Annotated in this window: 20 protein-coding genes and 1 tRNA gene; 11 read left to right on the top strand and 10 right to left on the bottom strand. The window is 52.0% G+C overall.

From position 1 onward, the window contains the following. Positions 1 to 203: 203 nt before the first annotated feature. From WH50_RS03060 to folM, 3 genes are all read left to right on the top strand, one after another. A complete protein-coding gene (locus WH50_RS03060) occupies positions 204 to 1100 on the top strand; it encodes a TIGR01777 family oxidoreductase (protein WP_110185967.1) in 897 nt (298 codons plus the stop codon). Between the two features lie 219 nt (positions 1101 to 1319). Continuing rightward, positions 1320 to 2330, top strand: coding sequence for an NAD(P)/FAD-dependent oxidoreductase (locus WH50_RS03055; protein ID WP_110185966.1), 1011 nt, complete (start codon positions 1320 to 1322; stop codon positions 2328 to 2330). A 1-nt stretch (position 2331) separates the two neighbouring features. Further along, a complete protein-coding gene (folM, locus tag WH50_RS03050; protein ID WP_110185965.1) occupies positions 2332 to 3042 on the top strand; it encodes a dihydromonapterin reductase in 711 nt (236 codons plus the stop codon). 23 nt (positions 3043 to 3065) lie between these two features. On the opposite strand, the gene WH50_RS03045 is transcribed toward folM, so the two are convergent. The 3 genes from WH50_RS03045 to WH50_RS03035 form a co-directional block, all read right to left on the bottom strand. Continuing rightward, complete coding sequence (locus tag WH50_RS03045; protein WP_110185964.1) at positions 3066 to 4121, bottom strand: amidohydrolase family protein; 1056 nt, start codon at positions 4119 to 4121, stop codon at positions 3066 to 3068. A gap of 151 nt (positions 4122 to 4272) precedes the next feature. Beyond that, positions 4273 to 6699 carry an endopeptidase La gene (gene lon / locus WH50_RS03040; RefSeq protein ID WP_110185963.1) on the bottom strand — a complete coding sequence of 809 codons (2427 nt, stop codon included), beginning with the start codon at positions 6697 to 6699 and terminating at the stop codon, positions 4273 to 4275. 250 nt (positions 6700 to 6949) lie between these two features. Further along, positions 6950 to 7159 carry a cold-shock protein gene (locus tag WH50_RS03035; RefSeq protein WP_104155174.1) on the bottom strand — a complete coding sequence of 70 codons (210 nt, stop codon included), beginning with the start codon at positions 7157 to 7159 and terminating at the stop codon, positions 6950 to 6952. Between the two features lie 314 nt (positions 7160 to 7473). Here WH50_RS03035 and WH50_RS03030 point away from each other — a divergent pair, with 314 nt between their 5' ends. Beyond that, a complete protein-coding gene (locus WH50_RS03030) occupies positions 7474 to 7860 on the top strand; it encodes a DUF3461 family protein (protein ID WP_243409974.1) in 387 nt (128 codons plus the stop codon). A 250-nt stretch (positions 7861 to 8110) separates the two neighbouring features. Beyond that, a tRNA-Gly gene (locus tag WH50_RS03025) sits at positions 8111 to 8186 on the top strand. 380 nt (positions 8187 to 8566) lie between these two features. Here WH50_RS03025 and ppsR read toward each other — a convergent pair. Continuing rightward, positions 8567 to 9394 carry a posphoenolpyruvate synthetase regulatory kinase/phosphorylase PpsR gene (ppsR, locus tag WH50_RS03020; protein WP_110185962.1) on the bottom strand — a complete coding sequence of 276 codons (828 nt, stop codon included), beginning with the start codon at positions 9392 to 9394 and terminating at the stop codon, positions 8567 to 8569. 517 nt (positions 9395 to 9911) lie between these two features. On the opposite strand from ppsR, the gene ppsA reads away from it, so the two are divergent. Both ppsA and WH50_RS03010 read left to right on the top strand, forming a co-directional pair. Then, positions 9912 to 12242 carry a phosphoenolpyruvate synthase gene (gene ppsA / locus WH50_RS03015; protein ID WP_412053321.1) on the top strand — a complete coding sequence of 777 codons (2331 nt, stop codon included), beginning with the start codon at positions 9912 to 9914 and terminating at the stop codon, positions 12240 to 12242. A gap of 287 nt (positions 12243 to 12529) precedes the next feature. Next, on the top strand, positions 12530 to 13120 hold the full coding sequence (locus tag WH50_RS03010; protein ID WP_133251224.1) for a hypothetical protein: 591 nt from the start codon (positions 12530 to 12532) through the stop codon (positions 13118 to 13120). A gap of 114 nt (positions 13121 to 13234) precedes the next feature. Here the strand turns inward: WH50_RS03010 and WH50_RS03005 are convergent, their stop codons facing one another. The 6 genes from WH50_RS03005 to WH50_RS02980 all read right to left on the bottom strand — a co-directional run bounded on the left by WH50_RS03005 (position 13235) and on the right by WH50_RS02980 (position 18727). Beyond that, positions 13235 to 13897, bottom strand: coding sequence for an anthranilate synthase component II (locus WH50_RS03005; RefSeq protein ID WP_110185959.1), 663 nt, complete (start codon positions 13895 to 13897; stop codon positions 13235 to 13237). Continuing rightward, complete coding sequence (locus WH50_RS03000; protein ID WP_110185958.1) at positions 13894 to 15306, bottom strand: anthranilate synthase component I family protein; 1413 nt, start codon at positions 15304 to 15306, stop codon at positions 13894 to 13896. The genes WH50_RS03005 and WH50_RS03000 overlap by 4 nt, the downstream gene beginning before the upstream one ends. Before the next feature lie 157 nt (positions 15307 to 15463). Further along, positions 15464 to 15703 carry a Trp family transcriptional regulator gene (locus tag WH50_RS02995; protein ID WP_104155180.1) on the bottom strand — a complete coding sequence of 80 codons (240 nt, stop codon included), beginning with the start codon at positions 15701 to 15703 and terminating at the stop codon, positions 15464 to 15466. Positions 15704 to 15864: 161 nt separating this feature from the next. Further along, positions 15865 to 16971: an agmatine deiminase gene (aguA, locus tag WH50_RS02990; RefSeq protein ID WP_110185957.1), complete on the bottom strand. Its 1107-nt coding sequence runs from the start codon at positions 16969 to 16971 to the stop codon at positions 15865 to 15867. A 1-nt stretch (position 16972) separates the two neighbouring features. Further along, positions 16973 to 17845: an N-carbamoylputrescine amidase gene (gene aguB, locus WH50_RS02985; RefSeq protein WP_110185956.1), complete on the bottom strand. Its 873-nt coding sequence runs from the start codon at positions 17843 to 17845 to the stop codon at positions 16973 to 16975. 240 nt (positions 17846 to 18085) lie between these two features. Beyond that, complete coding sequence (locus tag WH50_RS02980; RefSeq protein WP_110185955.1) at positions 18086 to 18727, bottom strand: TetR/AcrR family transcriptional regulator; 642 nt, start codon at positions 18725 to 18727, stop codon at positions 18086 to 18088. Between the two features lie 224 nt (positions 18728 to 18951). Here WH50_RS02980 and WH50_RS02975 point away from each other — a divergent pair, with 224 nt between their 5' ends. The 4 genes from WH50_RS02975 to WH50_RS27245 all read left to right on the top strand — a co-directional run. Continuing rightward, positions 18952 to 19938 (top strand): 2-hydroxyacid dehydrogenase, encoded by a 987-nt coding sequence (locus WH50_RS02975; RefSeq protein WP_110185954.1) that lies wholly within the window; start codon positions 18952 to 18954, stop codon positions 19936 to 19938. Between the two features lie 110 nt (positions 19939 to 20048). After that, on the top strand, positions 20049 to 20750 hold the full coding sequence (locus WH50_RS02970; protein WP_110185953.1) for a YebC/PmpR family DNA-binding transcriptional regulator: 702 nt from the start codon (positions 20049 to 20051) through the stop codon (positions 20748 to 20750). 213 nt (positions 20751 to 20963) lie between these two features. Further along, on the top strand, positions 20964 to 21632 hold the full coding sequence (gene acuR / locus WH50_RS02965) for an acrylate utilization transcriptional regulator AcuR (RefSeq protein ID WP_207780155.1): 669 nt from the start codon (positions 20964 to 20966) through the stop codon (positions 21630 to 21632). A 37-nt stretch (positions 21633 to 21669) separates the two neighbouring features. Then, on the top strand, positions 21670 to 21764 hold a 95-nt coding region (locus tag WH50_RS27245; RefSeq protein WP_133251223.1), incomplete at its 3' end, for a transposase.

Genomic DNA, 21764 nt, shown 5'->3' with positions numbered 1-21764 from the left:
GAGGTGCAGGCGATGGATTCGTTCGGCGATAGCTGAGTTTTACTGTATTGTACATAAAATTTATTTTGTACAATTTTTAAAGTTTTCAGCACATATTTACAAGCAATACGTTGAGATTGGCCGATTGGATTGCTGCGGTTGAGTGTGATGGGCTGAGGCAAGTGTGATTGTTGCAGTCGTCATAGAATTGGCGAGGGATGCATATGCAGATATTGATTAGTGGTGCGACGGGATTTCTGGGGACTGCGCTCTGTCACCGGCTGGTCGCTGATGGTCATCAGGTCACTGCCTGGGTGAGGAGCGTTGTGAGGGCGCGACGGAAGTTACCGCCACAGGTGGTTGCTGTGGAGGTGCTACCTTCGCATGATTCCACTGCCTGGGACGCGGTGATTAACCTAGCGGGGGAACCTATCGTCGGCAAGCGCTGGACTGCAGAGCGGAAGCTACAGCTAAGAGAGAGTCGAATCGGGCTTACACGTCAGCTGGTGAAATGGATGGCAGAGGCGCCAAGGGCCATTCCGACACTGCTCAGTGGTTCCGCTATCGGATTTTATGGCAGCCAGCCTGCCAACGTTATTCTTAACGAGTCCTCCAGTGGTGTGGAGTCGTTTCCGCATCAGTTATGTCGTGACTGGGAGGAAGCAGCATTACACGCGCAGGATCGCGGGGCTCGGGTCTGCCTGTTGCGAACGGGTATTGTGCTGGATGCCAAACAGGGGGCGCTCAGCAAAATGCTTCCCCCATTTCGGTTGGGGGCGGGTGGCCCTATTGGTTCGGGTAATCAGATGATGTCCTGGATTCATCGGCAGGACTGGATTGAGGCGGTGTGCTTCCTGCTTAACCATCCGACTCTCTCTGGCGTGTTTAACCTGGTTGCGCCCAATCCCGTCAGCAATCTTACCTTCAGTAAGCAACTGGCCAGCGTATTGCATCGCCCTTGCTGGCTGCCCGTGCCGGGTGTTGTCATCGGGCTGCTGATGGGAGAGTCGGCAGAGCTGGTGACGGAAGGGCAGTGTGTGATTCCCAGGCGCCTGTCAGAGGCAGGCTATGCATTTCGCTATCCACAGCTGCAAGGAGCGCTTTCGGATCTGTTTCCCTGACCAAGAGCTGTTGATGGCGGGGTAGATGGTTGCTGCCATCGGGATGTCATCAAGATGGGTATTAAATAGAAAGGTTTGCATCCGTATTCAACGGAATATTGATGGATGCCAGAGGCGGTACAAAGGGACGTAATAGAGTCGTGATCACCCCTAGGCAAGTTTCGGGATTTCAGCTATTTTCGCCCTCAAGCGAAGAGCGTGTTAACTGATGAATGAAAGATGAAAAATAATGAATTTAGTGCCAAGCGTATAGCGGTAATCGGTGCTGGAATGGCTGGCGCAGTGGCTGCCAGAGAATTGCACGACGCCGGGCATCATGTCGAAGTGTTCGACAAGAGTCGTGGCGTCGGTGGCAGACTGAGCGCCAAGCGCTATGAAGGTGCCAGCGGTGTTGATCTTGGTATTCCCGGTTTTACGGCACAGGGTTCGGACTTTATTGGCTGGCTGCGCGAGCTGGAAAGCGCTGGTGTGGCGACTGCGTGGGAGCCTCGCCAGGCGCAGTGGATGCCAGGCGAAGGTGTGCGTTTGATCGGAGGCCAGCGGCAATGGGTCGGCTCACCGAATATGCATGCTCTGATCAAAGAAGTGCTGCATCCGCTGACGGTGCATAACAAAGTGCGGATTACTGATATCGAGTCACACCGTCATCACCTGACGCCGGTCAGCGAAGAGTCCTCTTATGGTAACTTCGATTTTATCGTCGTAGCTCTGCCTGCTCCTCAGGCTGAGCCTTTGTTGCACTCATCACCTGCTTTGCAGGAATACTCGCGTCGGGTAAAACCCAGCCCCTGTTGGGCATTGGCTGTTGAACTGGCGACGCCTTCTACACAACCTTTTGACTGGCTGGATATTCAGGGTCATCGCGTGTTAGGCCGGCTGGTTCGTGATAGTGCCAAGCCTGGGCGTCAGCATCCGGGTGAAATATGGACCCTCTATGCCAACCGTCGCTGGAGTGTGGATGAGGTCAGTGCCAGCAAGGAGGATGTTATTTCCGCTATGGGCGTGGCCTTTGCGCGCTTCATGGATATTCCCGAGAAAGATGTTAAGCCGCTCATGGCCCATCGTTGGCTTTATGCCCAGCACACGCCAGTAGGAGATGCCCCGTCCTATTTCGACTATCAGCGTAAACTCGCCGTGTGCGGTGACTGGCTTGCAGGCGAGGGGATGGAAGGCGCATGGGTTAGCGGTATGAGCTGCGCTGCGAGCGTGATTGCCGCCTGCGGTGCCTGATATGAGTGGCACTGTCCTGATTACAGGAGGCGGCCAGCGTATCGGTTTCTTTACCGCGCTTGGTTTGCAGGCCATGGGTTATCAGGTAGTAGTCAGCTACCGTACGCCCCGCCCGGAGCTGGATGTGTTGCAAGAGGCGGGGGTCAGACTGATTCCCGCTGACTTTTCCAGTCTGTCGGGTATCGAAGATTTTGTACTTCGATTAACCGCTGAAGTGACTGTGCTTCGTGCAGTCATCCATAATGCCTCGATGTGGTATCCCGACCATCAGGTAGATGAACTCGCTGCGGAGCATTTCCAGCAGATGTTCAATCTCCATATGTTGGCGCCTTATCTGATAAATCGTGCTTGCCAGCCACTTCTTATGTCTCATGACGGCGCACGAGACATTATTCATATGACGGACTGGGTGGTAAACAGAGGCAGTGATAAGCACGCTGCCTATGCTGCAACCAAGGCGGGGCTGGAAAACCAGACACTCTCGTTTGCCAGACTGTTTGCGCCCGCCATCAAGGTCAATGCCATCGCCCCTGCCTTGATCTGCTTCAATGAGGATGATGACGAGGCGTATCGCTTGCAGGCTGTAAAGAAGTCATTGCTGGAGATTGTGCCTGGTGAACAGGTGGTACTGGATACCATTCTTTATCTGTTCAACAGCCCTTATGTCACGGGTGCCAGCTTACCCCTGCACGGCGGCAGGCATCTCAAATAGCCTGCCTCTCTACATGCTGATGTTCAGCGTGGTGATACCCCCATCAGACGCAGAAAATTGTCGCGCGCTAAGTCATTAGCAACCTCTGTAGGCAAGGCATCCAGCAGGGGATTGTAGTCCTCAAGTGTTGAGCCTAGCGCGTCGAAGTAGCCAATCAAATCCGAGCCGATGGTAAAGCGCTGTGGATATTTGCGGATCAGGCTCAGCCATTCACCTCGTGGCTTGTTTTTATCATCCAGAATGTAAGGGTGCAGAACGCTCCAGGACAGATCGATATAGAGGTTATCGTAGCGCTGCAGTAATTCACTGACCAAAGAAGGCAGGAACTTCAGATATTGCTCGCGATTGATGGCTTCACTGGTGCCTGCATGTGCCCAGATAAAGGTGGTGTCAGGATGCCTTGATACTGCCTCCTCCAATTCCTTTCTATAGATCGGATCAGGGTGATAGACAGAGGTGATATTGCTGTGGATCAACACGGGCAGATGGTGCTTGGCTGCCAGAGAGTAGACGCGGTCCATGGCTTTGTTGTTGGCGCGAGGCGTTTCACCATACGTGAGTGCCGTTAAATCATCGTGACGTAGCAGTACTTCTCCTATTCCTTTAAACAACCCGGGGTGCCAGGTGAGCATGCGTTCAATGTGATCAACCGCGTTCATATCGGTAGGGTTGAAGCCAGTAATGAAAGGAAAGAACCGGGCACGTTGACGGGCAGGCAACTGTTCTACTGCTCGGGCGACTAACTCATCTGTCGCGCTGTACCAGTAGACTCGTGCATCGTCAGCCATCAGGTATTGAGGCTTTTGCGGCTCGTCCTCTTGCCATTTTTTTACTACGCCAAGACCCATAATCTGGGCATAGTCCACATTGCTTTTATCCATTTGTCGTAACAGTGCCTGCATACCCTGGGAGTACTGCAGGAAGTCGACGTAATGGAGGTGGCTATCCGTGTAGCGGTACTCGCGTGCCTGAGCTTGTGGTGCGTAAAAGGAAGAGATGCTCAGCCCAAGCCCTATGCCACAAAGCAGTGCCTGCTTGAGTATGCGGTTGCGGGGGGCAGTTGTTGGGCGCTGCTTCATGCATGAATTCCTGTCAAAAGAATGCAGCTACTGTATGAAAAATAGTATGAGGAGAAAACCGGAAAGGACTCTGCGTTATTCTGGTTGAGCAAACTCGAAAGAAGGAAGATTAGTGCTCCTGCCATACCGATCAGGAGCACTAGTACAGGTATTACCCTTTGCGGCTCACCTTGCCAGAGAGGGCTGTTGCTTCAAAGGCGACTTTGAACACATCACTGTAGTATTTCGCGAAATGAGCTGTGATACCTTCCTTGACGTGATCGGGTAGCTCATTGAAGTCTCGCTGATTGGCATCAGGGAGGACCAGTTCAAAAATCCCACTGCGTTTGGCAGCAATCACTTTTTCCCGAATACCGCCCACAGGAAGGACTTTGCCGGTGAGCGTCAGCTCTCCTGTCATGGCAATGCCTTTTTTAGGGGGCTGGTTCAACGCCAGTGATATCAGAGCGGTAGCCATAGTCACTCCAGCACTTGGACCATCTTTAGGAGTGGCTCCTTCCGGCACATGGAGATGGATAAAGCCTTTCTCAAAGGGTTCAGGGCTTCCGGCATAGTCCGAGATATGGCTGCTCACATAGCTATAGGCAATCTCGGCAGATTCCTTCATCACATCGCCTAACTTGCCTGTCAGTTTAAAGCCTCTATTGATCTGGTGGATCTGATTGGCTTCAACGGGCAATGTCGCTCCGCCCATCGCCGTCCAGGCCAGACCAGTGACTATGCCGGTGCCGTACATCACTTCTTCAGGCCGGAAGTAAGGGGTGCCTACATAGTCCACCAAATTTTTGCTGGAGATGCTGACATCTTTCAGCGCTGGATCTTCGACCAGTTTTCGTACTGCTTTGCGCAATATTTTCTGTAGTAATTTTTCCAGTTGCCGCACGCCCGCTTCACGAGCGTAATGCTGCACCAGTTCACGAAGTGCGCCGTCTTTGATGCTGACTTTCTTTTTGTCGACAGCGGCACGCTCCAATAATTTGGGCCACAAGTGACGTTTGGCGATGGCTACTTTTTCTTCCGCTAAATAACCTGCCAGTCGAATGACCTCCATGCGGTCGAGCAATGGACCAGGAATGCTATCGAGCTGATTGGCAGTGCAGATAAACAGCACTTTGGACAGATCCAGCCGCACATCCAGGTAGTGGTCCAGAAACTCGCTATTCTGTTCAGGGTCCAGCACTTCCAGCAGGGCGGATGCAGGATCTCCCTGATATGACGCGCCGAGCTTGTCGATTTCATCCAGCATGATAACCGGGTTGGCTTTACCCACTTCTTTTAGCGCCTGAACCAGTTTGCCCGGCATCGCACCAATATAGGTCCGGCGATGGCCTTTTATTTCGGCTTCATCCCGCATGCCACCAAGGCTGAGACGATAGAAGGGGCGATCAAGTGATTCCGCAATCGCTTTGCCGATTGATGTCTTGCCCACCCCCGGAGGGCCAACCAGCAATACAATTGAACCACTGACTTCACCTTTCCACGCGCCCAGTGCTAAAAACTCGAGAATGCGCTCTTTTACATCGGCAAGACCATCGTGATGTTTGTCCAGCACTTTCCGGGCACGTTTAAGATCAAGCTTATCTTTGCCATGCACGCCCCAGGGCACTGATGTTATCCAATCCAGGTAGTTGCGGGTAACGCCGTACTCTGGCGATCCCGTTTCCAGTACCGATAACTTCTGCAGCTCACTTTCAATACGCTGACTGACGGGCTCTGAAAGAGTTAGCTTTTCCAGTCGGGCGCGGAACATTTCCAGATCATTGCTGCGGTCATCCTTTTCCAGTCCCAATTCGCGCTGAATGACTTTCAGTTGTTCTTTGAGGAAGAACTCCCGTTGTCGATCCTGGATCTTGCTGTTTACTTCTTCTCTAATAGAGCTCTGTAAGCGCACCATCTCCAGTTCTTTGCGCAGGAGGACCAGTACCTTCTCCATCCGTCGTACTAGTGGAACCGTATCCAGAATTTCCTGTAGCTCATTGCCCTTTGATGTGGTGATGGCAGCAGCGAAGTCACAAAGAGGAGAGGGTTCATTCGGGCTGAAGTGGTTCAGGTATTGCTTCAACTCTTCGCTATACAAAGGGTTGTGGGGAAGTAGTTCCTTGATCGCTTGAATGACGGCAAGGCCATACGCTTTCAGCTCGTCTGCGTCTTCTTCCTTGGGATCCGGGTACTCGACTTCGACCAGATAGGGAGCTTTTCTGCTTAGCCAGCCTCGAATGCGGAATCGTTTGATACCTTGTGCAATAAACTGGATCTGTCCTTCCAGCTCATTCACCTTATGTACGCGAACGATGCATCCAATGGCAGAGAAGTTTTCTGGTCTCAGCGTGTCTGGGTTCTGATCACCCACATAGCAAAGTCCCACCATTTGGTGAGGTGTTCGCATAACGCGGTCCAGCGTTTCCTGCCACCGTTCCGCACTGATCATTAAAGGGTGTATCTGAGCGGGAAAGAAAGGACGATTATTGACGGGCAGCAAGTGTAATTTATCAGGTAGTGCCTGATGAGGGAGGATCAGGTTTGACCCCGATTGTTCTACGCTGATGACTTCAGGGGAAATGGCTTCCTGTTCGGACATTCATAAACTCCAATTCTAACGGGGGAGTTTTCAGAGCCTGTTGAAAGGCCGTACCACTACATTTGCCAATGTATGGCTAAGTGAGCACTCAAGCCGCTCTGAACATGAACCTTTAGATGGGTACGTCTTGATAGAATTAAAGTGCAGAGCAGAAGAGAGGGTTTGGAGCAGAGGATGAAGCAAGGAAAAAGGGTAACTGGGCGCTTGATTTTAAGGGAAGAGATGGCGCCAGACGGCGCCACCCAACAAATCAGAGCACGTTCACATTAGAAGCTTGCAAACCCTTTTGGCTCTCCGCCAGATCGAAACTGACGCGTTGGCCTTCTACCAGGGTTTTACGGCCTTTCTGTTGAATGGCACTGAAATGGACGAACACATCAGGACCGCTATCTTGAGCGATGAAACCAAAACCTTTGGTGTCATTGAACCACTTAACGGTACCTTGGCGCGGATCAGACATAACCTCTCCTGTCAGATCGATAAACAATTTCATTAAGCTTGATCAAGGCTTTCTAACAGAAAAGGTTCGTAATCTAAGCTGATAACCTTGCTGGCAGAAGACTTAATCTGTTACCGAGAATAGGTGAGATCACTCTAAAGCACAATGGCCGTTGTAACCATTTGAATCATCCTATAGTGGAATCCTCTGGCAATAGGCTGTCGTGAATCAAATTTTTATCCTAATGTTTGAAACAGGTGTCGTTTTTAATAAACATCACAATCGCAGTTCTGATAGAATACGACCAAAGTATTAGTCTGAGACTGGAGCTGAATATGACTGAGTACCGCCATCTGGCTGAAATGGGCATTGAAGACGTTGCTGATATTGAAAAGTACACCCTTCGTCAGGAAGGTGATGAAGACGTCATCAAGATCTACCTGAAACGTGATAAAGGTGAGTGGTTCGCACGTTCCAGAAAGTTTAAATTCAAACGTTATGTTAAAACTGTTCGTATCAATGAAGGGGCACAGCACTACCGCGAGGTAAGTGAAATGAATCCATTCCTGTTGCGTGCGGTTGATGAGCTGGACAGCCTGGTTGCCAAAGATCAGCGTAAGATGAGTGAAAAAGAGTTACTGCTTGAAGAGCTGGATCACCTCGAAAAAGTTGTCAGCCGCAAGATCACTGATTTGCGTGCTCAGATCGAGAATATGAAGTAATACGTCGTCTCGTGCTTTAATGGTGTTTGGGGCTGTTTAACAGCCCCATAACGTGTATTGAGTAGCTGAAATGCAGTTGTTGCTTGACGGTGTTACGAGTAGCAGTGGCAGAAGCATTCGTATCTGACCCGTAAGCTTCTGTCTGATCATAATGCGTGAAATCAAACAGTTGCCAAGCTAAGGTCACCTGTGTACTATAGCGACCACTTCAACGCCAGACGCAACGTTAATCGGTGTTGTAGGTCAAAAAGCGGGAATAGCTCAGTTGGTAGAGCACGACCTTGCCAAGGTCGGGGTCGCGAGTTCGAGTCTCGTTTCCCGCTCCAAAAATTAAGATGTATGAAACTAAAGCCGCATGATGCGGTTTTTTTGTGCCTGAATTTTTCCTCTTCTGCGTGCTGCCCTTCGCCTCATCTTCGCCTTTTAAGTTTTTCAACTCCATCTACATCGTCTGTGTTGTAGTGAAGTTATTTTGGAGCTTACTTGGTAGACACGAAATAGCTTCATTTGGCCGCTTTGTTGTAAAACTTCCTACCTGTGAGAGAGTCTTGTTGTCCAGAACTGACTTTGTCGACGAGGTTTGTACCAGTCTAATCCAAACTTTAACCGGGCTCAGTGAAACTGGCTTGGAAAAAGTAATCACCAAGCCAGCCTAAAAGACATCGGCTAAATAAGTGCAGTGTAATCCAGTCAAGAACGTCCTTGTTTACTTCATTCGTCGTTCTAGTCCTGTTTGTGCCAATATCCGAGTTGATATTTCCTCTATGGAAAGACTGGTTGTATCAATAAAGGGAATTCGTTCCCGTGCAAATAGAGCGGATGCTTCTCTGACCTCAAATTCACATTGCTCAAATGCGGCATATTTACTGTCAGGGCGACGTTCATGTCGTATGGCTGCCAGCTGAGGTGGTTCTATGGTTAAGCCGAACAATTTATGTCTGTGCTTTTTCAATGCGTTGGGCATTTTCAGATGCATGCCGTCATCCATGTCTTCTTCTGTCAAAGGGTAGTTGGCCGCTCGTATGCCGAACTGTAGCGCCAAATACAGGCATGTCGGGGTCTTGCCGCAACGAGAGACGCCAACCAGAATCACATCTGCCTGGTCATAGTGACGAGTTCTGATGCCGTCATCGTTATCCAGGGCAAAGTTTACCGCGTCTATTCTTTGTTTGTACTTCCTTTCTTCGTGAATGCCATGTGATTTGCCAACCGTATAGCTTGATCTTGAATTCAACTCTTCTTCCAGCGGGCTAAGGAAGGTGCCGAAAATATCAACCATAAAGGCATCTGCTTCAGAAATAATCGCTCTTATTTCAGTATTAACAATCGTGTCAAAAATAATGGGTCGGCCATCATCATAGTGAGCTGTTTTATTGATTTGCTTGACTGCATTAAATGCCTTTTCTGCAGTATCAATATAAGGAAGGGTAATCTGGTCAAATTCGATGTTATCAAATTGAGCCAATAAACTATTTCCCAACGTCTCGGCAGTAATCCCTGTTCCATCAGAAATAAAAAAAGCGGTGCGACGCATCTGCAACTTCCTTTCTATTCTGCAGCTGTGCTGCAAATTTACTGAGTTTCATAACTTGTAAAATGACAAGAAAAAAGTCTGAGTCTCTTGTCATTCGCCTAATTTAAGCCATGAAATGGTTGATTTCATGTGTAACCTGTTGATTTTAAAATGATATAAAAATTGGTCAGACCTGTAGTGAAATTACATTTGATGACCTTGGAGAAATCCAAAAAAAAATTCAGTATCATGGCCCTTGTCAGGCATAACGATCCTCTTTTTATTCCAAGCCGCCATTTAATATAGAACATATATTTTGAATATGGTGCTCTGATCTGGTTACCAAGTATCAGAAGAAAGTAGCTGGTTGGAAAGTCTCTGGTTCAGTGTAGATCTACTGCAGAACTGTGGTGAAATGCAGATCATGCAACAGCCAGTGAGGGAAGATAGGGGGTCGATGCGGTCTGGCATAAGCATCAGACGATTACAAAGGGGTTGCACCTTGCCAAACTATATTCTGTTTTTCGACAAGGTAGGAATGAATGATGTGGAGCGTGTCGGAGGTAAGAACGCTTCTCTGGGGGAAATGATCAGTAATCTGGCGTCTGCAGGCGTCAGCGTACCGAATGGATTCGCTACTACTGCCCAGGCCTATTGGGACTTCCTTGAGTATGGTGGCTTGGCCAACCGCATTGCTGATACGTTGAAAGAGCTGGACGTCGAAGACGTAAAAGCTCTGGCAGAAACCGGCAAGAAGATTCGTGGCTGGTTGATGGAAGCCCCATTCCAGCCCGAGCTGGAAACGGCCATCAATGCTGCGTGGGAAGAGCTTTCAGCAGATAACCAGCAACTTGCGGTAGCCGTGCGCTCTTCTGCTACGGCAGAAGACTTGCCAGACGCTTCCTTTGCCGGCCAGCAAGAAACCTTCCTGAACATCCGTGGTCTTGAGAACGTAAAGCACGCCATCAAGGAAGTATTTGCTTCCCTGTATAACGACCGTGCTATTTCTTACCGTGTTCATCATGGTTTTGATCATGGGGAAGTTGCCCTGTCTGCTGGCATACAGCGGATGGTGCGCAGTGAGACAGGCGCTGCAGGCGTTATGTTCACGCTGGATACAGAGTCTGGCTTCGATCAGGTGGTTTTTGTCACCGCTAGCTATGGCCTCGGTGAAACTGTGGTGCAGGGCGCGGTCAACCCTGACGAATTCTATGTATTCAAGCCTAACCTGGCAGCCGCCCGCCCCGCTGTACTGCGTCGTACTTTGGGCTCCAAAGCTATCAAGATGATCTACGGTGAAGAGGCGCGTGCCGGACGGTCAGTCGTTACTGTTGATGTCGACAAGCAAGATCGTCAGGTTTTCTGTGTAACTGATGAGGAAGTGGAGTCTCTGGCTCGTCAGGCGCTGATTATCGAGAAACACTACGGCCGTCCGATGGATATCGAGTGGGCCAAAGATGGTGACGACGGCAAGCTGTACATCGTCCAGGCACGTCCTGAAACAGTTAAAAGCCGTGCCAACCAGAACGTCATGGAGCGTTATCTGCTGAAGGAAAAAGGCACCGTTATCGTTGAGGGACGCAGTATCGGTCAGCGCATTGGTGCAGGTCCGGTGCGTATCGTCAACAGCATCGCTGATATGGATAAAGTTCAGCCGGGCGACGTGCTGGTGACCGACATGACCGATCCAGACTGGGAGCCGGTGATGAAGCGCTCGGCTGCTATTGTCACCAATCGCGGTGGGCGTACCTGTCACGCAGCCATCATCGCGCGTGAGCTGGGTATTCCAGCTATCGTCGGTTGCGGTGACGCTACCGAGAAGCTGCAGGAAGGTGAAGAAGTTACCGTTTCCTGCGCCGAAGGGGATACTGGTCGCGTCTACAAGGGTCATCTGAACTTTGAGCTGAAGACTAACAGTATCGACTCCATGCCCGGTTTGCCGTTCAAGATCATGATGAACGTGGGCAATCCTGATCGCGCCTTTGATTTCTCCTCTCTGCCTAACGAAGGAGTAGGTCTGGCCCGTCTGGAGTTCATTATCAATCGTATGATCGGCGTACACCCCAAGGCGTTGCTGAATCTTGATGAACAGCCTCGCGAAGTACGTCAGGCCATCGACAAGCGTATTGCCGGATATGGTTCTCCTGTCGACTTCTATGTCAGCAAGCTGGTTGAAGGTATCTCTACACTGGCCGCTGCATTTGCGCCGAAAAAGGTGATCGTGCGCCTGTCAGACTTCAAGTCCAACGAGTATGAAAATCTGATCGGCGGTAGCCGCTATGAGCCGGGTGAAGAGAACCCCATGCTCGGCTTCCGTGGTGCATCCCGTTATATTTCAGACAACTTCCGTGACTGCTTCGAACTGGAGTGCCGTGCTCTGAAGCAGGTGCGGGATGTGATGGGGTTGACCAACGTTGAGATCATGGTGCCTTTCGTGCGCACCGTGGGCGAGGCAAGCCGGGTAATCGATCTGCTGGCTGAAAATGGTCTGAAGCGTGGTGAAAATGGGCTGCGTGTGATCATGATGTGTGAGCTGCCCGCCAACGCCTTGCTGGCCGATGAGTTCCTCGAATACTTCGATGGTTTCTCCATTGGTTCTAACGACCTGACGCAGCTGACGCTGGGTCTGGATCGTGATTCCGGCATCATTGCCCATCTGTTTGATGAGCGTAACGAGGCTGTGAAGAAGTTGCTGGCGATGGCCATTCAGGCCTGTAAGCGTAACAACAAATATATTGGTATCTGTGGCCAGGGGCCTTCAGATCATCCTGATCTGGCCAGATGGCTGATGCAGCAGGGTATCGATACAGTATCGCTCAACCCTGACTCTGTGCTGGATACCTGGTTCTATCTGGCCGAAGGCGCGTAAGCGACCCGCTGATTCACCATAGACAGAAAAAGCACCCAGCCTGGACTTTATCGGGCTGGGTGTTTTTTTGTGTGCACTTCTCAAGTGCTGATATGAGAAGTAGGGGGCATTACGCCACTAATGTAACAGTTGCCTGCAACCCATGTCGGGATTGTGAAAATCGCTACCATCGCTTGGGACGCCTTAGCGGGGTTGTTAAGATGTCGACCGCAGTGACATTCGGGGTTCAGCTGCTTTACTGACATGCGTAGCTGATCTGGGTTCGAATAGGGAACGGGAGAGTGGGAATGCTACAGCAATCCATAAAGAGCAAGTGCCGTGCGGCTGTGCTGACACTGTGGGTGATGGTGAGTGGAGCGGCGTATGCCGAAGACTTCTCGCAGCCAGGGCTGTATATCAAAACCGAAGAAGGTTACAAACAAATCCCCCCGTACAATGACTACACCTTGAATTATTCCAATCTGGGTGAAATTCCCTGGGTCAATGTCAGTCAGCCGGTCGAGCTGGTAGCAAATATGGCTGACCTTAATACTGACACCCTGTTTATCTACACCCGACCCCTTGGCTTCACGATAGAGCGGGATTTGTTGTCACCGCGCGCAACGCGGATGGATGGCAAAGATAACCTCTATCACATTGAGCTGGGGGAAATGTCTAACGACAACGTGCTGGTATACGAAGAGGGTGGTACGACCTACGCAGTGACCCTGACCAATCCACGTCAGGCGGTCATCAAGCATCTGTCAAACACGCAGGAAAATGCTCTGACTGCGCAGAGTTATGCTGTGGAGGCGTTGAAGGCTTTTCCCGATGACGGCGATATTATCCGGTTGAAAGACTATTGGGATGAGCAGGTCAAAAAGAACAATATCCAGTAGCTCTCAGTAGCACTGCCAGATGCTACTTCCGTTGAAGTGAAATTGAGGCAGTGAGCAACGCAAATAAAAACGGCAGCCGGAAAAGCTGCCGTTTTATGTTGTGACTGCTGAAGATCAGCAGTTGAACAGGAAGTTACTGATCAGCTCCTTGCCGCCTTCGGTTGCGAAGGATTCAGGATGGAACTGAATACCGTGGATGGGCAGGGTTTTGTGCTGGACTCCCATTACTTCGAAGGCGCCACCTGTACGGATCACATTCAGCTGATCGAAGTCTTTCGCCGCCAGACTGCCCACGGCAGCGGTCACTGTCAGGCATTCCGGGAAGGTTTCTGCTTCTGCAATCAGTGAGTGGTAGCGCATGACCTCTAGCTGATCGGGAATATTCCTGAAAACGCTGGTGCCGTTGTGGGTGATGGCACTGGTTTTACCGTGCATCGGCAAGGGCGCTTTGACAATCCTGCCACCAAATACGTGAACGATACCTTGCATACCCAGACAAACGCCCAGCAGTGGGATCGTTTGGCCCAGCTCGCGAATGACATCAGCACATACACCAAAGTAGCTTTCATCGTCGGGTGAGCCGGGGCCGGGGGAAATGATGATGCGATCAGGGGCGGCTTTACGCAGATCGGCCAGCGTTACTTCATCATTCCGCTTGACCACAACCTCAAAGTCATCGACACGCTTCTGCTTCTTTGCTGAAACCAGAATCTCGCCGACGAACTGATACAGGTTGTAGGTGAAGGAGTCGTAGTTATCGATGATATAGACTTTCATGCTGACGCCTCCTGACCTTCACTGCTGAACATATCCAGAACCTTTTTGGTGCCGGCAAACTTTCGCTGAATTTCTTCATACTCATCGGCAGGGTTGGAGTCGTAGACATTACCGCCACAGGTTTGCACGTAGGCTTCTGTGCCATTGGCAAAGACCGTTCGTATGGGGATGGCAAAGGTGCAGTCACCATTGAAGGAGAAATGACCCAGTGCGCCGCCATAAGGACCGCGGCCATCGGTCTCCAGATCATCAATGATCTTCATCGCTTCAATCTTGGGTGCGCCAGTGAGCGTGCCTGCCGGGAAGTTGCTGGCCAGCGCAGAAAACATGTCGTGGTCCTGGGCGATGATACCGACGATCTCACTGGAAATGTGCTGCACATGGCTGAATCGCTTGATGTCCATCAGGCTGCGCACTTTGACTGTGCCAAACTCGGCCACGCGGCCAATATCATTGCGATGGAGATCGACGATCATATTGTGCTCAGCGATTTCTTTGGGATCGTTCAGCAGTTTACGCGCCAGCATGGTGTCTTCCTGCTCGTCCTTGCCGCGACGTGCCGTGCCTGCCAGAGGGAAGGTTTCCATCTCGCCCTGACGCAGGCGGAACAGTAACTCCGGGCTGGCGCCGATGACTTTCTGCTCACCGAACTTGACGTAATACATCTGCGGTGACGGGTTCACCTCACGCAATTTCTCGTAGAGATTGATGGTGTCGCCTTCGAGACGGAAACGTTTTTTGAAGCCCACCTCTGTCTGGAAAATCTTGCCATCAATAATGTCCTGCTTGACCTTCATTACCGCGGCAGCATGTTCCTCACGGCTCATGGTTTCACCGGTGGCGGTGATCTTCAGTGGGCCATTGCCCACATAGTCCTGCTCAATCAGATCAAGTACCAGCTGGTAGCGATTGTCGGTGTAGTAGAAATAGATCACCTCGCCGGTCATCTTGTCGAGAATCAGGCCATCCTTGTACAGACCAAATTTGAACGACTCGAACATGTCGCTGGTTTTCAGCTTCAATGTCGGCTCGAAGTAGTTCATGGCGTCATAGCTGATAAAACCTGTCAGGCCACCCGCGTATTTGCGCGAGATGATGTTCTGCGGAATAACATCGCGCAGCAGGTAATAAGGGTTGTCGCTGGCATACTCTGCCTTGCTGCCATCGCGCTCAGTGATGGTCAGGGCTTTATCACGGGCAGACAGCACCTTTTCAGGATCGAAGCCGATGATGGAGCAGCGGGAAATAAAGCTTTCCTCACCGAGCGACTCCAGCATAAAGCAGATATCGAACTGCTTTTCGATCTTCTTGAACAGGCCAAAGAAATCGATGTCGGTCGCAAGGGTGATGTAATGCGGTTTGCGCGGCAGCTCAAGCATGGCTGGCTTGTTGGAATATTCCGATGACATGGTGCAGGTATCTCACAGAAGCAGCATAAAGCCAGCCATGCAATGGCTGGAGTGGGCGAAACGTCAGTGCGTTGAGCTTCGCCATCGCTGTGAGTTGGGGCGGCAGGGCATGATGTTTTCCTGTGCTGACTATCTAGATTGACGCACCTTGACTGCGTTACTCACCACGTAAAGCACGTGAGCCGCGAGTGACTGTGGCAATGCCGACACCCAGGGTCTCGGCGATCTGACGCTGGGGAATACCTTGCTCCAGCATCTTGAATATCTGCAGACGTTTACTGATTTCCGTCAGCTCAGAGGGGGTCAGCAAGCTGCGTAACGCCTTCTCCATACTGCTCTGATCATTCATGGTCAGCAGATGATCAATTAATTCAATTAGATAGGTATCTGTATTCATGTACTAGTACGATACAGGTATTTTTTCGGAAGGCAAGGACGAATTTGCTCTGTCGTCATCGGGATGGTGATGAATTGTTATGAGTGACTCGCGTTGGAAATAAAAAAAGCACCGCCGAGGCGATGCTTCTTGTACTTGCAGAGACCGGCGTCTCTGCGACATCAGCCCCGGACTGGGGCGGGTTGCTGCTGGGTGAGGCAATGAATATTGCCGCCACCGAGCAACAATTCGCGACCCGGGATCATCACTACCTTGTGGTCAGGGCAGATGCGTTCCAGTACTGCTCTGGCTTCTTCGTCTCTGGGGTCATCAAAGCAGGGGGCGATGATACCGCCATTGACGAACAGGAAGTTGACGTAGGATCCGGCCAGACGGCTTTCGGTCGTGCGTTCTTGCGAGCCTTCGACCAGATCAACGCTCGCTACCTCTTCCTCAGTTGCATAGAGCGGACCGGGGATCGGTATGGTATGGACGACAAAGGCACGTCCCTGGGCATCTTTCTCCTGCTGCAGCACGTCCAGTGCCGCGCGGCACAAGGCGTAATTGGGATCCTGCTCATTGTCAGTCCACGCCAGCAGCACTTCTGCAGGGCGAATGTAGCAGCAGAAGTTGTCAACGTGGCCGTTGGTTTCATCATTGAAGAGGCCCGTGGGCAACCAGATGACCTTGTCGATGTTCAGATGCTGCCTGAGTACGTCTTCAATTTCCGCCCGATCCAGATGTGGATTACGGTTGGTATTCAGCAGGCATTCCTCAGTGACGATCACTGTGCCTTCGCCGTCCACATGGATGGAGCCGCCTTCCAGTACAAAGCCTGGCAGGGCATAGCGCTGGCAGCGTTCGATTTCGAGAATCTTGCCCGCCACCTGCTGGTCACGCTTCCAGGGGAAATACAGGCCGCCATTGAGGCCGCCCCAGGCATTGAAGTCCCAGTCGACGCCGCGCACTTCGCCTTCTTTGTTGATAACGAAAGTCGGGCCGGTATCGCGCACCCAGGCATCATCATTGGAGATTTCCACCACACGAATGTTGGGGTGATCAAGACGTGCACGGGCGTTTTCATACTGCGCAGCCGAGACGCCGACAGTAACAGGCTCGAACTCAGCGATCGCTTTGGCAAGAGTGGCATGCGCCAGTTGTACCGGCTTGGCACCTTCGCGCCAGTTGTCAGTACGCTCTGGCCAGATCAGCCATGTCTGGCTGTGGGGAGCCCACTCAGCTGGCATGTGGAAGCCGTCCTGGCGGGGAGTGCTGGTCAAAATGCTCATATCAGGCTTTTCCATCCAGAGTGGTGACAGGCGTGTATAGGTTGTAGCGGCGGTCGCGGAACACACCCCAGGCGCTGCGGATTTTTTCCAGTTCATCGAGGTCAAAGCTGTGCACCAGAATGCCTTCTTCGGTTTCATTCAGCTCGGCCACTTTTTCACCAAACTGGTTGGCAATAAAAGATGAGCCGTAGAAGGTGATGTCGTAGCCATCCTGCTCTTCGTTGCCGATACGGTTAGAGGCAATCAGCGGCATGACGTTGGCACCCGCGTGACCCTGCTGCACACGCTGCCAGTGGTCACGTGAGTTGATGGTCTTGTCATGTGGCTCGCTGCCAATGGCGGTGGGGTAGAACAGCAGTTCTGCCCCCATCAATGCCATGCTGCGCGCGCACTCGGGGAACCACTGGTCCCAGCAGATGCCTACACCAATTTTGGCATAACGGGTTTGCCAGACTTTGAAGCCGGTGTCGCCCGGGTTGAAGTAATACTTCTCGTGGTAGCCGGGGCCATCAGGAATATGGCTCTTGCGGTAAATGCCGAGCATGCTGCCATCGGCATCGATGATGGCGACAGTGTTGAAGCGGGCACGACCAGCCAGTTCAAAGAAGCTGATGGGCAGTACCACTTCCAGTTCTTTAGCCAGTTTCTGGAAATGCTGGATGGCAGGGTTGTCTTCCAGAGTAGTGGCCAGCAGCAGGTAATCTGCGTTGGGCTTCTGGCAGAAATAGGGCGTTTCAAACAGCTCCTGAATCAGGATGATCTGCGCACCACTGGCGGCAGCTTCACGAACCAGTTTCTCAGCATTGGCGATGTTGGCTTCTTTATCCCAGGAGCAGGCCATCTGGGTAGCTGCGACGGTAACGTTACGACTCATGGCAAACCTCATATCTGTGGTTCGTGAAGGCTGTCTGCCGATGCTGTATCGAGACAAGCATCTGGCGCGAGTAACTGATGCATACAAGCGCCTTGCTCATAGGGTCAGGTGCTGTAGCGCGCAACCCGTTGATAAAGGCGATATGCTGTTGGGGTGTTTTATAGTCGATATTTATCCGTATTAAAAGTGAAATTTAAAATAATCACTGATAAGAAGTGGAAAAATATCGATAAGTATCGATTATTGAGCGTTGCCCGATTGACGCTGTAACAAGGGCGGCAAGTACAAACCAAGATAGGCCTGATAGGCCCGTAGCCCTTCGGCTGCCATAGTCGGCGTGATCTCTCCGTGACGCTGGATGGACAGGGTGTAGATACGGTCTGCCAGCTGCATGGCCAGATCAAAAATGTCGATATCTGCAGGTAGGGGTGGCAGCTTGAAGTAGTGGTTAAACAAGGCGGCTACGGCATGGCTCAGTTCCACGTCATGTTGACGATCTCGTAACATCACCTCGCTCATACCGTGGCTGGACAGAATCAGCTGCCGCGCGGCTTCATCATGCTGATAGACCGACAGAACCTGCTTTTCGATATGAGCTGCCAGATCATGCCAGCTGTGGATCAGCCCGGTTGCGGGGGGAGAGTCCAGTGCTGTAAGAAATGCCTGATGAACCGAAGAAATCAGTGCCTCCAGAACCGCACTGATACTGGGGAAGAAGTGGTACACCGAAGACGGAGGAATATCGGCTTTTGCCGCAATAGCATAGATCGACAGATTGGCCAGCCCTTCACTGCTGAGCAGCTCGCGAGCGGCCTCGAGAATAGTGTCGATACGGGCCTGACTGCTGGCACGAGGGCGGCGTGTGGAAGAGCGGGTGGCCATCGTAACTGCTCTCTGACAGATGAATATCGGCTTTGCTGTGGTCGGCAGTATAGCCGGTGAGACCAGCAGCACAAGTAACGTACCTTTCTTCATCACTTGGCCACGCGGCCGCGTTGTTTTGCGTAACGTCCAACATTACAAGAGCTGGGTAATGTGATGTATGACTTTTCCCGTTATCGCTGTGTGTTCCAAGCCGGTCTGCCATTGTTATCAAGGATTACCCTATGTCTGTCTTATCAACTGCCAATGCTCCCCGTTTACTCTGTGCTGCCCCCTTGACCGCTGCCGTGGCTGAGCGTGCCGTGACCGAGTTTGATGCTCTGCTAAGCCAGGAAAAGCAGCTGACACCGGCAGAAATGCTTGCAGTGGTAAAGGCTAATCCCTCGATTCAGGCCATTCTTGTTTCCTCCCGTATTCCTGTCAAAGCCGAGACGCTGATGGCACTGGCGCCGCAGATCAAAATCATTGCCACCAGCAGTGTTGGCTATGAGCACTTGGATGTAGCTGCGGCAACGTCACTGGGTGTTGTCACCACTAACACACCCGATGTGCTGACCAATGCCACGGCCGATATGGCGATGTTGCTTTTGCTGGGTGCTGCACGGCGAATGCGAGAGTACCTGCAGGTCATGGATAACGGCTGGCGCCGGCGTTTTGGCCTGGGTGACTTGCTCGGCACCGAGGTCAGTGGCAAGACGCTGGGTATCTGGGGGATGGGCCGCATCGGTCAGGCAGTGGCACGTCGTGCCCGTGGTTTCGATATGAAGGTGCTCTATTGCAACCGCTCGCGCCTGAGCCCGGAGCTGGAGCACGGCGCTACCTATTTCAGTGACCTTGAAGCGATGCTGCCGCACTGTGACTTCCTCTCGTTACACGCACCCTCCAGCCCCGAGACCACTGGTGCCATCAATGCTGACCGGCTCAAGCAATTGCCGCAGGGGGCAATTCTGGTCAATACCGCACGAGGTCAGCTGGTGAATGAGGACGACCTGCTGGCGGCACTCAAGTCCGGCCATATCGCTGCTGCAGGCCTGGATGTCTTTGCTGCCGAGCCTGAATATGATCTGCGTTTTCGCGCGTTACCCAACGTCTTCATGGCGCCGCATATGGGCTCTGCGACAATAGAAACGCGCGATGCCATGGGCCTGCGTGCGCTGGAAAATATTGCTGCCGTATTGAGTGGCCGCAGTGCCCGCGATGCCCTTAACTGACCTGATTTTGCTCCCTCGATAAACAGGGCTTATACTTCGGCCCTGTTTTTGTAGTCGTACAGTCATACTGACGGCGATACCGATTAGAGATGCTAAGCAGGTAATCAGCGATGGGTGCACAGTGGAAAGCCAAAGGCAAAGCCGAGGCTGCTAACGCCAGGGGCAAAATCTTTACCAAGCTGTCACGTGAAATCACCGTGTCAGCCCGTGCGGGTGCTGATCCCGATACCAATGCTGCCTTGCGTATGGCAGTGGAGCAGGCGCGTAAAGCGTCCATGCCTAAAGATACTATCGAGCGTGCCATCAAGAAGGGCGCGGGTCTGTTGAATGAAACTGTCAACTATGAGCTGGTGACCTACGAAGGCTACGCGCCGCATCAGGTTCCCGTCATCGTTGAGTGTCTGACCGATAACAAAAACCGTACTGCTTCCGGCATGCGTGTTGCCTTCCGTAATGGTCAGCTGGGCAGCTCAGGTTCTGTCGCCTGGACGTTTGACTATCTGGGGCTGATCGAAGCCACTGCCGAGAAGGCCGATGCCAATGCAGAAGAAGCTGCTATCGAAGCCGGTGCTCAGGATCTGGAAGAAGGCGAGAACGGCGAAGTACTGTTCATGACCGACCCTTCTGATCTGATGGCCGTAGCGGCAGCGCTGCCAGAGTTTGGCTACAGCGTGCAGAGCGCCAAACTGGGTTATGTGCCCAAGAATCCTGTTTCACTGGAAGGTGACGCGCTGGCTGAAGTTGAAGCGTTCCTGGAAAAGGTGGAAGCAGACGACGACGTGCAGAATATCTATGTAGGTCTGGCAGGCTAAGTCTCACGAAGCTGACATGGCTCTGCATACGACAACAAAACCGGCTCAGGCCGGTTTTATTTTGTCTGTCTTCAGGTGTTTTTGGCACCGTGCCCCCTTCTTTACGCTATTCCTTGCTTTTCAATTCGGCTGACGACGGCTGGACAGGTGACTGTTGAGCGAGTAGTCTGCTATTTTAATAAACGATCAGTCTATAAATAGGTGGATGTACTCGTGACAGAATCCCATAATGCGCCTCGCCGCCGCGGGCGTCCGCCGAAGCAGCCCGATGGCCAGCTGGAGACACGTCTGGCGCTGATTCGCCGGGGCATGGAAGTGCTGACCGAGCGAGGGTTCACTGCCACCGGTCTGGAAGGGTTCTTAAAGCAGGTCGGGGTGCCCAAAGGATCGTTCTATCACTATTTCGACAGCAAGGAGGCTTTCGGTCGTGCGGTGATGGACAGTTACGCCCGCTATTTTGAACGTAAATTGGACCGCCATCTGCTCAATACACAGCTATCACCGTTGCAGCGTCTTGATGAGTTCGTCGCGGATGCCAGCGCCGGAATGGCACGTCATGGATTCCGCCGTGGTTGTCTGGTGGGCAACATGGGGCAGGAAGTCGCGGTATTGCCGGATGATTTTCGCCAGCAGCTGGATGCGATCCTGCATAGCTGGCAGCAACGCTTGACCGTTTGCCTGCAGGCTGCTCAGGCGCAGGGGGAGTTGTCAGCTGCACTGGATGCTGAGGAGCTGGCTCAGTTTTTCTGGATCGGCTGGGAAGGGGCGGTACTGCGTGCTCGTTTGCAGTGCAGTGCGGCACCTCTGGACGTGTTTTACAGCGGTTTTCTCAGGATGATAAGCGCGAACTGTAGTGGCTCAATGATTTCGGACACTCAGTAAAGCGTTATTCTAACGCGCTCAGTGAGGTGTCTTATTTATGAGCAAACGTCGTCAGTCCTTTACTCCAGAGTTCAAGCTGGAGGCCGTCGCGTTAGTGACCGAGAAAGGCTATTCCGTAACGGAGGCCTGTCA

Source organism: Pokkaliibacter plantistimulans (assembly GCF_003194385.1).
Lineage (GTDB): Bacteria > Pseudomonadota > Gammaproteobacteria > Pseudomonadales > Balneatricaceae > Pokkaliibacter > Pokkaliibacter plantistimulans.
Note: the sequence above shows the minus strand (reverse complement) of the source record. Positions and strands in the feature narration are given on the sequence as shown.

Excerpts from the sequence above, each read along its gene's own strand:
- WH50_RS03060 (WP_110185967.1), top strand. The coding sequence starts at position 204 with ATGCAGATATTGATTAGTGGTGCGACGGGATTTCTGGGGACTGCGCTC.
- WH50_RS03055 (WP_110185966.1), top strand. The coding sequence starts at position 1,320 with ATGAAAAATAATGAATTTAGTGCCAAGCGTATAGCGGTAATCGGTGCT.
- folM (WP_110185965.1), top strand. The coding sequence starts at position 2,332 with ATGAGTGGCACTGTCCTGATTACAGGAGGCGGCCAGCGTATCGGTTTC.
- WH50_RS03045 (WP_110185964.1), bottom strand. The coding sequence starts at position 4,121 with ATGAAGCAGCGCCCAACAACTGCCCCCCGCAACCGCATACTCAAGCAG.
- lon (WP_110185963.1), bottom strand. The coding sequence starts at position 6,699 with ATGTCCGAACAGGAAGCCATTTCCCCTGAAGTCATCAGCGTAGAACAA.
- WH50_RS03035 (WP_104155174.1), bottom strand. The coding sequence starts at position 7,159 with ATGTCTGATCCGCGCCAAGGTACCGTTAAGTGGTTCAATGACACCAAA.
- WH50_RS03030 (WP_243409974.1), top strand. The coding sequence starts at position 7,474 with ATGACTGAGTACCGCCATCTGGCTGAAATGGGCATTGAAGACGTTGCT.
- ppsR (WP_110185962.1), bottom strand. The coding sequence starts at position 9,394 with ATGCGTCGCACCGCTTTTTTTATTTCTGATGGAACAGGGATTACTGCC.
- ppsA (WP_412053321.1), top strand. The coding sequence starts at position 9,912 with ATGAATGATGTGGAGCGTGTCGGAGGTAAGAACGCTTCTCTGGGGGAA.
- WH50_RS03010 (WP_133251224.1), top strand. The coding sequence starts at position 12,530 with ATGCTACAGCAATCCATAAAGAGCAAGTGCCGTGCGGCTGTGCTGACA.
- WH50_RS03005 (WP_110185959.1), bottom strand. The coding sequence starts at position 13,897 with ATGAAAGTCTATATCATCGATAACTACGACTCCTTCACCTACAACCTG.
- WH50_RS03000 (WP_110185958.1), bottom strand. The coding sequence starts at position 15,306 with ATGTCATCGGAATATTCCAACAAGCCAGCCATGCTTGAGCTGCCGCGC.
- WH50_RS02995 (WP_104155180.1), bottom strand. The coding sequence starts at position 15,703 with ATGAATACAGATACCTATCTAATTGAATTAATTGATCATCTGCTGACC.
- aguA (WP_110185957.1), bottom strand. The coding sequence starts at position 16,971 with ATGAGCATTTTGACCAGCACTCCCCGCCAGGACGGCTTCCACATGCCA.
- aguB (WP_110185956.1), bottom strand. The coding sequence starts at position 17,845 with ATGAGTCGTAACGTTACCGTCGCAGCTACCCAGATGGCCTGCTCCTGG.
- WH50_RS02980 (WP_110185955.1), bottom strand. The coding sequence starts at position 18,727 with ATGGCCACCCGCTCTTCCACACGCCGCCCTCGTGCCAGCAGTCAGGCC.
- WH50_RS02975 (WP_110185954.1), top strand. The coding sequence starts at position 18,952 with ATGTCTGTCTTATCAACTGCCAATGCTCCCCGTTTACTCTGTGCTGCC.
- WH50_RS02970 (WP_110185953.1), top strand. The coding sequence starts at position 20,049 with ATGGGTGCACAGTGGAAAGCCAAAGGCAAAGCCGAGGCTGCTAACGCC.